Below are 12,194 nucleotides of genomic sequence, written 5' to 3'. Positions count from 1 at the left end.
TTCTTCCTTAATCAAGTGAAGTAAAAGTGAGTGTTAAGCTTGCTGTATCATTTACAGAGACTTTTAAAAAGTCATATCCGTGCATTTTATCTGTGTTCCACTGACTGTTTTGCAGTGCAACACTTTTTTGCCATGAAATCATCGCAATATCATCAAAGCGAGTCATGGCCTCTCCCTTATTAGGAGCATAGTGCCTAAATTGTAGTTTTACACCCCGAGGTGGTTGTTTTTTTTGATCTAATGTAAATTCATCAGATGGTAATGTGAAATCGTGACTAAAGGATTGCCATGCTCTGTCACCACCTTCACTAATTAAGACCTGATGTTGTGAAAAAGCCAGATCATCTACCTCTGTGGTATAGGTGAGTAAGCTTTCTAGCTTGCCGCCGTTTTCAGATTGAATGTAGCCAAATAAAGAAAACTGCTTGCTAAGCATTGGTTGAAAATTTTCATCAGTTAGTTTCATCACACTCATTGTGTGTCTGAAGGGAATGATTGAGGGGGTATTATCAAACTCATCGCGTGTTGAGCATAAAGCTTGAATGCCATTGTGCGGGTTTTCAGTGCACGGTAAAACGCTATTACTGCTATGATCCCAGCGGCTAATTTCAAATGCATCGCTGTCGTTATCCCAATCTTCAAAGTCCCCAAAAATCATTAAATCTCGCCCAAAAGTAAGCTCATTTAAAGTGCCATTGGTGACTTCTATTGCCGATAGATAGGCGGCAGAAGAGGGAGCATACTCACGTAAATCAAGGATAGGAGTCTGTGAATTTACTTCAACGCTGACCTTGTGATTGCGTTTGGTTGCGTGTGCTTTTTTAAAGTACACCTCAGCATAATTATCGCGGGGGATAAGCGTAATATTATCGTCTGAAAATTCGGCTAGGCGCCTTAATAAATAGTGACTTAAAAAGCCCGTTGTAAAACGTGGTTTGTAATCTTCAATAAAAATAGGGTAGGCAAATGCACGCTGAACGGTTTGAGTTTGTGAGTCTAGTTCGACCATCACCGTTACCCCTAATAATGTATCGAGGCGAGCTTGATCAAACACGAGGTTACCTAACCCTAAAATGGCAGGCACATTATTATATACTGCAAAACCTTGTGCTACATGAGGATGGTGTGCAATGAGTAAGTCGGTATTTTGCGTTGATAAATCAACTAAGTGACTTGAAATAAAGCGCGAAGGAGAATAGGTGTATTCCTCACCACCATGTATTTGCGCAATAACAAAATTACTTGGGTGTATTTTTTCAAGCGTTTCTTGCACGTACTCTGCATTTGTTAAATCTGCGGCACCGCCTTTCATTGCATCGGTGACGTAAGTAAGTTCGTGTTCTTTTCCGGTAACTGTTGTAGCGGCAAAGAGTACTAAGTTGAATGTGTCGAGCTGAGCTGTAATAGGGCTGAATGCAGCAAATTCATCAAGACCTGCACCACTATACAGCAGCCCTGTGTTTGATATTTCAAGTAGTGTGTCTTCTAAACCTGTTTGTAAATAATCGTAGATATGATTATTACCAAGTCCCACGTAATCAATCCCAATTTCTGTTAAGCCTTGTAACGAATCAGGTAACGAAAAAAAGCTAAATTCTTTGGTCGGATGAACGACAGCAGGGTTACTGGTAATCGGTGACTCTAAATTGACTGAAGCAAAATCTGCGTATTTAAACAGGGAAGCAATATCTTTAGTAATTGCGATGCTATCAGCTGCGGCTGTCGCTGGACGAATGAGTGCGTCACTCACATTGGGGATTGTGGTGCCCATTGTTGCGAGACTCGGGTCTAAGTAACGACGTCCAAACATTGAATCACCCCCAAATACCAGGCTTTTACTCGTTGCAGGTTTGGCATGGAGTTTGATTTGTGTGGTTGTCGAGTTTGGGTGATTTACAAGAATACCTACTTTGGTAAAGTAACCATTCTGTTGAATTGTAATGGCATGATTACCGTAACCCAGCTTATCAATGAATACCTGACCATCATTGTCAGTCGTATATTGTTGCTCTGCAATAGTCAGAGGAATGTTACTTAAGGGAGTTAAGTCGTCATTAACTATAGTCAGCGAGACACTAGCATGGCCTGTTAAAAGTGATTCATGTGCGTCGATCACATCTTGCTTTTGTTGTTGAGGTTTATCTTCATTTGGATCTTTTACTTTGCATGCCGCTAAACCAAGACAAACAAATAAAAGCAAAAAACTCACAACTACTTTAAACAAATGATCCTCGTTTTTACTTTATTTACATTTCTTTAGGGCAATATTTACTGCGGACGCATTCTATCGACGTTAACAGATTGGAACAACCAAACATTGACTCTGAAAATTCAGATATTGTCCTCATAAATGCAACATGCCATCTACTTTTATAACCAAAACTGTAATTTTAGTGCTTTGTTTGTGCACCGAGTGTTAAGTGTAGTTTAGATTTAATACTTCGCAGATTTTTACTTTTAATTTTATACAACTAGCGCTGTGAAGAAAGGAATAAAAAGACAATAAAAAAGGCCTTTGCGGCCTTTTTGTGCGTATGGGCTTTTACAAAATGAAAGTTAGAATTTGTATTTAACACCAAGCATAGTAACAACTGGATCGATTTCTACCGTTGATGTGAGTGCTTTTGCGCCATCTGCATACACGGTTGCATCAGTATCGATATCGATTAATGCAACCATACCGTGTAGACCCCAGTTTTCATTCATCATGTAGTTGAAACCAGCTTGTGCTGCAAAACCAAATGAATCATCTAATTTTACTTCTACATCGTTTGTACCCAGCGTTGCTTTTAACGCTGCTGAAGGCTGCTCATCAAAGAACGTTGTATAGTTGATACCGACACCCACAAATGGACGGAATTTGTAAGTTGAATCTAAAAAGTGATATTGCGCGATCAACGACGGTGGTAATTGTTTAATGTCAGCAATCTTGTTGCCTGCTAAGCCACCCGTGCCTTGAACATCATGACTAAATGGGGTTGCTGCAACTAACTCAAGTACCCAATTATCATTAAATGCGTAATCGATAGTGATACCCACTTGTGTATTGTCATCACCACGTAAACCTAAAGTAGGTGCTTCGTTGATTTTTGAACTGTCGTTATCAGGGTTAACATTAATCGCACCGACGTTGACGCTTAAGTTAGCGTTTGCAACAGGAGAGAGTGCTAATAATGAAGTCAGTAATGCAATGCTTAATTTAGTTTTCATGCTGTTCTCCACGAACTACTTGTCTTGTTTGGTTGAGGCTATTATTACCGAGTCGACACAGCTAAAACCTGTTCTAGATCAAAGTTTCAAAAATGTTTGAACGAAGTGAAGCTTTTTTTTGATTTAGATTAAGTTTTTAACCAAGAACAGAAAAAAAGTAATTGACTTTTATCGGTTTTTTGAACCTCTATAGCCGCTCTTTTTTATTGTTTATTTGTATTTAGTACATCTTAATCATTACTAAAAAAGGGCCTGCAATTGTGCCCTTCCTTGGCAGAGAGGGGCATTATTCATCATGGTTTTCGCAACAGTAACGTGCTGTGCAAAGTAGGCTTATTAATGAATGCAAATGACGATAATGCATGGCGAACAGTCATTACTTTCACTTTCACATTGCGGTAATAAAAGCGCGCTGTAATACCCTTACTTATCTCAGTGGCTAGGGTTATTATGAACTGCGTACTAAATTCACACGTTGAGCAACATTTATCTGCCTATGATGAGGTGGTTGATGTTTTACAAACCTTAATTCGATTTAAATCTGTCACACCCGCACAAGCAGGAGCGATTGATTGGTTAGCAAAAAAATTAACCACGGTTGGTTTTGAGTGTGATGTGTTTAGCGATAATCAAGTAACGAATCTAATCGCTAAAGTCTCATTTGGTGATGGACCTGTAGTGGCTTTCTCAGGGCATATTGATGTTGTTCCTGCTGCACAGGGGGATTGGAAAGTTGATGCGTTTTCGGGTGACATTGTTGATGGCGCTGTGTATGGACGCGGCGCCGCAGATATGAAAGGCGGTGTAGCTGCCATGTTATGTGCAACACAGGCGCTGCTGCAACAACGCAAAAACGTGCGAGGAACCTTTTATTGGTTGATCACCTCAGATGAAGAAGGCGAAGCCGAGTATGGTTCTCTTTTAATTGCACAGAAACTGGCTCAACAAGGCGTCATACTGGATGGGTGCCTCGTGGGTGAGCCAACCAGTCATTTGCATGTTGGTGATACGATTAAAAATGGTCGCCGCGGAGCGCTTTCTGCACGTTTATTTATAAAAGGGAAAGCGGGGCATGTTGCTTATCCTGAGAACACCGTGAATGCGGCACATATTAGCGCAGAGGTCGTAAAGCGACTCATCGCCATTAACTGGTTTAAAGATGAACCAAGCTCAGAAACGACATTACAAGTAACCGGTATTAATATTGCCAATGTGGTCGATAATCTTGTGCCTGCACAGTGTGAATTAACGTTTAATGTACGTTACAGCCATGGCTATAAAAGTACCGATATAAAAAATGAAATTCAGGCTGCCTTGGCTGACTTTTCGCAGCACCTACAGGTGCAGTGGGAGCGCCCATGTGAGTCTTATTACACCCCCCATAAATCAGGCGGCTGTTTGCTCAAACAGGTTGAGCAGGCGATACATCAAGTAACAGGCACATTTCCAGTCTTAAGCACTCACGGTGGTACATCAGATGGCCGTTTTTTTGCGAGTGAGCATACGCAAGTAATTGAATGTGGTGTGCGAAACCACACTATTCATCAGGTGAATGAACATGTTCCTGTGGCCGACTTACAACTCATTGAAAAAATTTACAGCGAGCTGTTGGTTAATATCTTTAGCAATGTTAACACCTAAAAAGCTTAGATAATCGGCCGATTGGCCGATATCCACTGTGTGTTTTAGCGAGACTCGCCCAAATAGCGTTTAGCTTTACTGGCCTTTACTTTATTAAGATCAACCAGTACAAGACCATCGATACAATTATTAAACTCAGGATCGATACTAAAGCTGAGAAATTGTACGCCGCCGGGTTCGCATAATTCGGTATATTGTTTAAACAAAGTGGGGACTTGAGCGCCAATATTAGCCAGAATATGCTTCAGCTCTACAAAATCCTCTTTAATATCATTTCCTGAAAATAACTGAGTACATTGTTCACGCTGTTGTTCAGTATGACGAAATTCATTGTTGGGTATCGCTAATGTTTGCTGCGCACCGTAATAATGCTGATAGTAATGAACGAGTAAAGATTTTGCTTGTTCAGGTAAGGCATTTGATACACTAACAGCACCAAATAAATAGCGATATTGCGGGTACCTATTTACAAATGCACCAATACCAAACCATAAGTAATCGAGGCTTTTTCTGCCCCAATATTTGGGCTGTACAAAACTGCGACCCAGCTCAATACCTTGTGCGAAATATGGCGCCATTTCGTCGCTGTAACTAAATAAGCTATCGGTATACAGTCCCTTTTGGCCATGTTTTTCTATAATATCTTTTGCACACGCAAGACGATATGCACCAACTAGTTCCAGTTGTTTTGCATCCCACAGTACGAGGTGCTGATAATCCATATCGTATTTATCAATATCACGTCGCTTACCACTGCCTTCACCGACAGCACGAAAGGCTATTTCGCGTAAACGACCGAGTTCACGAAAAATCGGAGAGCTACCGCTATATTGATAAAGATAAATTTTCATTCCGTCTGATGTTTCACCGAGCAGTTCGCACTGTTCAATGGCTTTCTTTAAATCCTTAGTGGCCTCTGGGCTTGCGATTGGCGTTTGTGTTTTTAAAGGTAATGGCTTTTTAGTGATCAGGCGATAAAGCTGCTTTCTGATTAATTGCGCAATTTCTTTATCTTTTAAATTCTCAATTAAATATGACTCAGGCGGTATTGATGCACCAATTTCAAACTCTAACGATTTTTGTCGTTGTTTAAACATTTCTTTGACCAATAACAAGCTTGCTAATGGTTTGTAGATCATCGAAGTGCCATAAAATAGTGGGCTGTTTTTGGCTTTAATATAAATTGGCAAGATCGGCGCGTTGGCTTTTTTTGCCATGCGTAAAAAGCCGCTGTTCCACTTACAATCTTTGATACCTGTAGGGCTTAGTCGTGACACTTCACCAGCCGGAAATATTAACAATGCGCCTTCTGATTTTAAATGCTGTTGAATATTGGCCAGCTCTTTCTTTTTACTTGTCCCCGATAAGTTGTCGACGGGTAATAACAATGAGTGCATTGGCGTGATTGACATCAGCATGCGGTTAGCAACGACTTTAAGGTCGGGTCTAATGCTGGATAGCACTTTGATTAATGCTAATGCATCGAGCGAGCCAATTGGGTGGTTCGCAACAATAACAACATGGCCCTCACTGGGGATGTGTTCCATTTGTTTTGGTTTGTAACGTGTATCAAAGTCAAGTTCATCGAGTACTTGCTCAACAAACTCGAGTCCCTGTAAGTGAGGGTAGGCATCGCCAAAGGCAACAAACTCTTGTTCATGTAATAAATAGCCTAACCCCTTTTTTACCAACCCTTTTACTTTTGGTGAATTTTCTAACTGTGGTAAATTTGCTTCTATTACTTTATCAACACTGATCATACACACCTCAATCTTAAACGCATCTAGCGATATAAGTAGGGTAAAAGCTCGCTGTGACAGTTAAGTTGCAGTTGTGTGACTTTTTAAAGAGCGCTAACGATAAGCGGAGAACAAAATGATTTTACTTGTGGCAATCACTGGCCGAGATTGCAGTCAATTAATTGAACGATTACGTACTTTATTACCCGAAGTGGAAGTACAGTTGTGGTCAGAATGTACAGATTATAGCGCCGTTGAATTTGTATTGGCGTGGAATGCGCCTGCAGACTTATGGGCGAAACTCCCTAATTTAAAAGCTGTGTCGTCGTTTGGTGCAGGCGTAGACAGCATTGACTTAACGGCGATTGCACCCTCTGTTCCTGTGGTACGTATTGTCGACGAGGCCCTTGCCAGCGATATGGCTGAATATGTGTTGACCCATGTATTAGCGCAAAAATTAAGATTGAAAGAATATTTTTTAAAACAATCACAAGGAGCATGGAAACCCAAACGAGCCTATGCACATCAGCATGTGGGTATTTTAGGCTATGGTGAGCTTGGAAAGGCATGTGCCAAACGTTTAGTGGCGAATGGTTTTACGGTAAGTGCATGGTCAAATAGCGAAAAACAAGAACAACAGGTTACTTGTTACCATACAGAAAATGGCTTGAATACAATGCTAAAACAGGTTGACTACTTGGTGTGTTTGTTGCCTCTTAATCAACATACTACAGGCATTATTGATGCTGCATTATTAAGTAAGCTGCAAAATCATGCGGTGCTCATTAATGTCGCCCGTGGTAAGCATGTCGTTGACGCCGATTTGCTGGCGGCTTTAGATAACAATTCCTTACGTGGCGCAACGCTTGATGTGTTCGCTGAAGAGCCTTTACCTGAAGGGCACCCATTTTGGTCTCATGATAAAATTACACTCACTCCTCATTGTGCTGCTTTATCGGATATAAACACGGTAACTGAACAAATTGCAGGTAATGTAAAAAGATTACTAAATGGGGAATGGCTAGTAAATCTGGTTGATAGAACAAAAGGTTATTGACATCTAATAAATTATTTTATTAAACAGCTTGTTAACATCTGTAACTTTGCTATGCTGTTGGTGGACAATAAACCAACAACAATAATAATAAGAGGTGTTATGAAATCTAATCAAGGTGGGGCAAAACTTAGCTTAGTGGTGGTGTCTGTAATCGTATTAGGTATATCTGCATGGTTTAATCAAGCCAATGCTGCAGGTGTTGACGTACCAGAAATTGTACAAAGTCAATCATAACGTTTTAAGAGGTGCTTCGCAAAGTGAGCGTTGCACCTGATTACATCTAAATTATGTTATTAACTTCTCTTAGAATGGCGCTCTCTATTCTCGTGCTTTTTCTCATCTGACTTTTTGATCATTACATAGGTAGCACCGTTGCCACCATGCTGCTTAAGTGCGCTGTGAAACGCAAGTACAGCGGGTATTTCTTGTAGCCACTTATTGGTGTAGCTTTTTAAGATACCCGGTTTTGATTTATTTTTAATACCAATTCCATGGCGAATTAACACCACGCGAATATTGCGCAGGTGGCAATCATTAATAAAATTGAATAAGGTGCTACGGGCATGTTGGAGTGCCTGTCCATGCAAATCTAGGGTTGCATCAAGCTGATATTTCGCTAAGCGAAGATTTTTATAAACTTGGGCTTGAACGCCATCTTTCTTGAACGCTAAAACTGCGTGTGGATCAAGTAATTCAACGAACTCACTGCGAAGGTAGTTTTCATCGATTGCGAGATCAGACTCAGCGGCTTTACGTTTTTCTTGTTGTGACAGAGAAGGGCCTTGCTTGGTGGTATCGAGTTTTACAGTATCGTGCTTGAGAGGCTTTACATCTTCCATAGAAGAGAGAAATAAGTCGAAGTCGTTTAATGACATAAGGCACCTCTAAAATATCTTTATACGGAATATATGGTATCTCAGTTCAGTCATATTGTAAGTAAAAAAAAGCCCAAACATAGCGATGTTTGGGCGTAAAGGATGATAGAAGCGTTAAAGTGTTCTATCAAATAATCTTGGGAGAAGATTAACCTTGATTAATATTCAATTGGCCAAAAGTGTAGACCTTGAATAAATAAAATGTGTTGATCAACACTAAGCTCATATTTGAGATCACACTTGATGACATCAGATCTAAACTAAACGATAAAAATAATAAACTACACGCGCTAATAGCAGCAAAACGCAATAAGGTTAACTGATTAATAAAAAAAGCACCTAATCCTAGTGCAAGTAACGTAAAGTTTAAAAGCCAATCTAGCTCGTTTAGCATGGTCGTATCTAATAGTGTCTGTGTTGAAAAAGGAGCGCCATTATGGTGATCTTTTACACAGCTTTCAACCAAGTAATTTTTTATTTTCAGATTAGATTTTTTAATCCATTATTAGCTTTTTCATTGCCGCAAAAAAACCGCTTTGCTCTGTTACACGGTATTTTTGGCAGCTCGCAGGGTCGCGTTTATCTTGGCATAAGTAAATCACATTACGGCTAAGGTCTGCACGGGGTATAAGGGTTGAGTCAAAGAGGTTTGCCCCGAAGCCAAAAACACCTGGCCAATACACGCTTTGAGATACCATCCCTAGTTTTTCATAGGTAATGAGAACGGGCTTGGGCGTAATTAGCATAATTAATACAACAGCGGCAATTGCATACCAACGGCTTGCACTTTTTTTAACCGGTTCGGAGGCGCCAGCCTGCTGCACCGTTTGGGGGGGGACACGTTGCGGGTTTGCAGGTCGTCGTTTTGTTGTCGATGTTGGTTTTTTTCGTGCTGGTGTTTTACCTAACAGCGATTGTTTTTTTATTTTATTAGACATAAAGCTTATCTGGCCTTTTATACATAGCTCTCTATAATGAGATTATAACGAAGTTTTTGATATAATAATCAAATTCAGATCATATAACACTGATTGTCTTATTGCGTCACAGAGTTACATTCAATTAGTGTGAACCTTTATTGCTTAAGAGGAATAGTATGGATACGCAGCTTTCAATTCTTATTGTTGACGATGTGGGAACAGTCCGTAGCTTTTTAAATCAAACGCTCATGCACTTGGGGATTGATGACGTGCGTGAGGCTTCAACGGCTGCGCAGTGTTTAAGTGAATGTAAAGAGAAAGAGTTTAATATCATTTTTTTAGATATTGAATTGCCAGATGGCGATGGTAAAGAAATTATTTCTCATATTAACGACATTTCACCAGAGGCGAATGTGGTGATGGTGTCAGCCCATTCAACAGTTGAAAATGTGAAAGATGCAATTGATAAAGGCGCTAAAGGGTTTGTTGTTAAGCCGTTTACACCGAAGAAAATTGCGGCAATGTTGAAAAAGTTCTACCCAGAGCTGGAAATTGTGTAACGTCAAATTTCAGGTAAAAAAAAACCGGCAAAAGCCGGTTTTTTTATATCTTTCAAAAACAAATTATAGCGCTTTGATTTTAGCTGCTAAACGGCTCTTATGACGAGCTGCTTTGTTTTTGTGGATTAGACCTTTAGTTGCGTAACGGTCTAGGATAGGTGTTGCAACAGCAAATGCTGCTTGTGCAGCTTCTTTGTCGCCCGCTTCAATTGCAGCAACTACTTTTTTGAAGTAAGTGCGCATCATTGAACGACGGCTTGCGTTATGTTGACGATTTTTTTCGCTCGTGATAGCGCGTTTTTTTGCAGACTTGATGTTAGCCAAGGTTTGCTCCTAACAATCTTAAAATAAGCTTAATTTAAAGGCCGTGGAATATGCCTGTTTTTATCATGAATGTCAATGAATTTTTGACAGCTCAAGAAAAACTGCTCCTTATAACGAACATCAATTTGCCGCTTTAGCAGTTAATATCGCCATTGTAACAAAGCGTCGTGTCCGAGCCTAGTGCTTTAGAGATATTTTAGGCATAATCGCCCATCTTAAAGGTTTTTTGATAATAGGTTTAAGGTGGCAAAAGGATTATTTCGTTCCGGGATGATTGTCAGTGCGATGACGATGATTTCGCGTATTTTAGGGTTAGTTCGCGATGCGGTTGTTGCTAACTTGCTGGGTGCAAGTGCGGCAGCTGATGTGTTTTTATTTGCTAATAGAATCCCTAACTTTTTACGACGTCTATTTGCCGAAGGCGCATTTGCACAGGCATTTGTGCCCGTATTGTCTGAAATAAAAGAGCAGCAAGGTGACGACAAGGTTAGACTCTTTGTCGCGCAGGCTGCGGGCACTTTGGGCACAATTTTGCTGCTCGTCACTTTATTTGGTGTGATAGCCTCGCCAGTGATTGCCGCTTTATTTGGTACTGGCTGGTTTATTGATTGGTGGCAAGGGGGAGAGGATGCCGCTAAGTTCGAATTAGCGAGTGCGTTATTAAAGCTCACGTTTCCGTACTTGTTTTTTGTGAGTCTTGTTGCTCTTAGTGGCGCAGTAATGAATGTGTATAACCGCTTTGCCGTGGCCGCATTTACCCCTGTATTATTGAATATTTCAATTATTGCCTGTGCTATTTTTCTGCATGATAAATTTGCAGTAGGTGCTTATGCATTAGCAATTGGGGTGTTCATTGGTGGCTTGGTGCAACTGATTTTTCAGCTGCCATTTTTGTATCGAGCGGGCATGTTGAGCCGACCTAAGTGGGGGTGGCAAGACGAAAATGTCGTGAAAGTACGAAAGTTGATGTTACCGGCCTTGTTTGGTGTATCGATTAGTCAAATTAATTTATTGCTCGATACCATGATTGCCTCAATGCTTATGACAGGCTCTATTGCGTGGCTTTACTATTCAGACAGATTGATAGAGTTCCCTCTTGGGTTATTCGGTATTGGTATTGCAACAGTGATTTTACCGGCACTGTCTAAACTACATAGTACGAAAAGCACGCTTGATTTTCAGCATACGCTTGATTGGGGGGTGCGATTTGTTATTTTCTTAGGTTTACCAGCCATGTTTGGTTTAATGGTGATAAGCCCGGTGATCATCACGGTGCTTTTTGACCATGGTGCGTTTCAAGACGGTGAAATTGATCACGTTCAAGCGGTTAGTTATGGCGTGATGGCGTACTCGGTAGGGTTAGTCAGTTTTATGTTAATCAAGGTGTTAGCGCCTGGTTTTTACTCGCGACAAGACACTAAAACCCCCGTGAAAATAGGCATAAAAACCTTGGTTCTAAACATGGTATTTAACATCATGTTAGCGCCTTTTATTGGTTATTTAGGGTTAGCTTTAGCCACGTCTATGTCGGCCAGCTGTAACGCGTTTTTACTTTATCGGCAGTTACGCAAAGAAGGGGTTTATCAGTTTTCTTCAATGAGCGTCGGTTTTACATTTAAGTGTTTGTTTTCGAGTATTTTGATGGCGACTGCGGTATGGTATGCAGGTCAGCACTTTGCATGGCGAAGCTGGCACTTTAGTGAACAAGTTATGTTGTTGGCAGGGCTGCTTGTGCTGGCTGTATTGGTATACTTTGTTGTGCTCTTTATTTTAGGAATACGACTAAATACGATAAAAAGTGTTGCAACTACTGAATCCAACTAAAAAAAAGATTATAATCGGCGCTTCAAGCCCGATGAACATGTTTT

Annotated in this window: 12 protein-coding genes; 5 read left to right on the top strand and 7 right to left on the bottom strand. The window is 40.5% G+C overall.

What is annotated here, in order from left to right; translation table 11 throughout:
- Positions 1 to 7 precede the first annotated feature (7 nt).
- Both IT970_RS10735 and IT970_RS10730 read right to left on the bottom strand, forming a co-directional pair.
- Complete coding sequence (locus tag IT970_RS10735; protein ID WP_196857314.1) at positions 8 to 2,209, bottom strand: CapA family protein; 2,202 nt, start codon at positions 2,207 to 2,209, stop codon at positions 8 to 10.
- 347 nt (positions 2,210 to 2,556) lie between these two features.
- Positions 2,557 to 3,210 carry an OmpW/AlkL family protein gene (locus IT970_RS10730; protein ID WP_074989548.1) on the bottom strand — a complete coding sequence of 218 codons (654 nt, stop codon included), beginning with the start codon at positions 3,208 to 3,210 and terminating at the stop codon, positions 2,557 to 2,559.
- A 450-nt stretch (positions 3,211 to 3,660) separates the two neighbouring features.
- Here IT970_RS10730 and dapE point away from each other — a divergent pair, with 450 nt between their 5' ends.
- On the top strand, positions 3,661 to 4,851 hold the full coding sequence (gene dapE, locus IT970_RS10725) for a succinyl-diaminopimelate desuccinylase (RefSeq protein WP_074989547.1): 1,191 nt from the start codon (positions 3,661 to 3,663) through the stop codon (positions 4,849 to 4,851).
- Positions 4,852 to 4,895: 44 nt separating this feature from the next.
- Here dapE and IT970_RS10720 read toward each other — a convergent pair whose 3' ends face one another.
- A complete protein-coding gene (locus IT970_RS10720) occupies positions 4,896 to 6,611 on the bottom strand; it encodes a GNAT family N-acyltransferase (protein ID WP_036967009.1) in 1,716 nt (571 codons plus the stop codon).
- A gap of 115 nt (positions 6,612 to 6,726) precedes the next feature.
- Between IT970_RS10720 and IT970_RS10715 the strand changes: the two genes are divergently transcribed.
- Both IT970_RS10715 and IT970_RS16100 read left to right on the top strand, forming a co-directional pair.
- Positions 6,727 to 7,647: a 2-hydroxyacid dehydrogenase gene (locus IT970_RS10715; protein ID WP_074989546.1), complete on the top strand. Its 921-nt coding sequence runs from the start codon at positions 6,727 to 6,729 to the stop codon at positions 7,645 to 7,647.
- Between the two features lie 99 nt (positions 7,648 to 7,746).
- Positions 7,747 to 7,881, top strand: a complete 135-nt coding sequence (locus IT970_RS16100; protein ID WP_036967016.1) for a hypothetical protein — start codon at positions 7,747 to 7,749, stop codon at positions 7,879 to 7,881.
- Positions 7,882 to 7,940: 59 nt separating this feature from the next.
- Here IT970_RS16100 and smrA read toward each other — a convergent pair whose 3' ends face one another.
- The 3 genes from smrA to IT970_RS10700 all read right to left on the bottom strand — a co-directional run bounded on the left by smrA (position 7,941) and on the right by IT970_RS10700 (position 9,460).
- A complete protein-coding gene (gene smrA / locus IT970_RS10710; RefSeq protein ID WP_036967020.1) occupies positions 7,941 to 8,522 on the bottom strand; it encodes a DNA endonuclease SmrA in 582 nt (193 codons plus the stop codon).
- Positions 8,523 to 8,670: 148 nt separating this feature from the next.
- On the bottom strand, positions 8,671 to 8,916 hold the full coding sequence (locus tag IT970_RS10705; protein ID WP_036969134.1) for a hypothetical protein: 246 nt from the start codon (positions 8,914 to 8,916) through the stop codon (positions 8,671 to 8,673).
- A 100-nt stretch (positions 8,917 to 9,016) separates the two neighbouring features.
- Complete coding sequence (locus tag IT970_RS10700) at positions 9,017 to 9,460, bottom strand: hypothetical protein (RefSeq protein WP_036967023.1); 444 nt, start codon at positions 9,458 to 9,460, stop codon at positions 9,017 to 9,019.
- Between the two features lie 158 nt (positions 9,461 to 9,618).
- Between IT970_RS10700 and IT970_RS10695 the strand changes: the two genes are divergently transcribed.
- Positions 9,619 to 10,002, top strand: coding sequence for a response regulator (locus tag IT970_RS10695; protein WP_036967027.1), 384 nt, complete (start codon positions 9,619 to 9,621; stop codon positions 10,000 to 10,002).
- A 63-nt stretch (positions 10,003 to 10,065) separates the two neighbouring features.
- On the opposite strand, the gene rpsT is transcribed toward IT970_RS10695, so the two are convergent.
- The gene (rpsT, locus tag IT970_RS10690) at positions 10,066 to 10,326 is read right to left on the bottom strand and encodes a 30S ribosomal protein S20 (protein WP_036967030.1); all 261 of its coding nucleotides are present in this window, start codon (positions 10,324 to 10,326) and stop codon (positions 10,066 to 10,068) included.
- Between the two features lie 285 nt (positions 10,327 to 10,611).
- On the opposite strand from rpsT, the gene murJ reads away from it, so the two are divergent.
- Positions 10,612 to 12,150 carry a murein biosynthesis integral membrane protein MurJ gene (gene murJ, locus IT970_RS10685; RefSeq protein ID WP_442960260.1) on the top strand — a complete coding sequence of 513 codons (1,539 nt, stop codon included), beginning with the start codon at positions 10,612 to 10,614 and terminating at the stop codon, positions 12,148 to 12,150.
- Positions 12,151 to 12,194 lie beyond the last annotated feature (44 nt).

It is taken from the genome of Pseudoalteromonas sp. A41-2, from assembly GCF_015767615.1.
In the GTDB taxonomy this organism is placed as follows: Bacteria; Pseudomonadota; Gammaproteobacteria; order Enterobacterales; family Alteromonadaceae; genus Pseudoalteromonas; species Pseudoalteromonas lipolytica.
This window is presented reverse-complemented; position numbering and strand designations above follow the sequence as displayed.

Coding starts and splice junctions, on each gene's coding strand:
- IT970_RS10730 (WP_074989548.1), bottom strand. CDS start 3,210: ATGAAAACTAAATTAAGCATTGCATTACTGACTTCATTATTAGCACTC.
- dapE (WP_074989547.1), top strand. CDS start 3,661: ATGAACTGCGTACTAAATTCACACGTTGAGCAACATTTATCTGCCTAT.
- IT970_RS10720 (WP_036967009.1), bottom strand. CDS start 6,611: ATGATCAGTGTTGATAAAGTAATAGAAGCAAATTTACCACAGTTAGAA.
- IT970_RS10715 (WP_074989546.1), top strand. CDS start 6,727: ATGATTTTACTTGTGGCAATCACTGGCCGAGATTGCAGTCAATTAATT.
- IT970_RS16100 (WP_036967016.1), top strand. CDS start 7,747: ATGAAATCTAATCAAGGTGGGGCAAAACTTAGCTTAGTGGTGGTGTCT.
- smrA (WP_036967020.1), bottom strand. CDS start 8,522: ATGTCATTAAACGACTTCGACTTATTTCTCTCTTCTATGGAAGATGTA.
- IT970_RS10705 (WP_036969134.1), bottom strand. CDS start 8,916: ATGCTAAACGAGCTAGATTGGCTTTTAAACTTTACGTTACTTGCACTA.
- IT970_RS10700 (WP_036967023.1), bottom strand. CDS start 9,460: ATGTCTAATAAAATAAAAAAACAATCGCTGTTAGGTAAAACACCAGCA.
- IT970_RS10695 (WP_036967027.1), top strand. CDS start 9,619: ATGGATACGCAGCTTTCAATTCTTATTGTTGACGATGTGGGAACAGTC.
- murJ (WP_442960260.1), top strand. CDS start 10,612: ATGACGATGATTTCGCGTATTTTAGGGTTAGTTCGCGATGCGGTTGTT.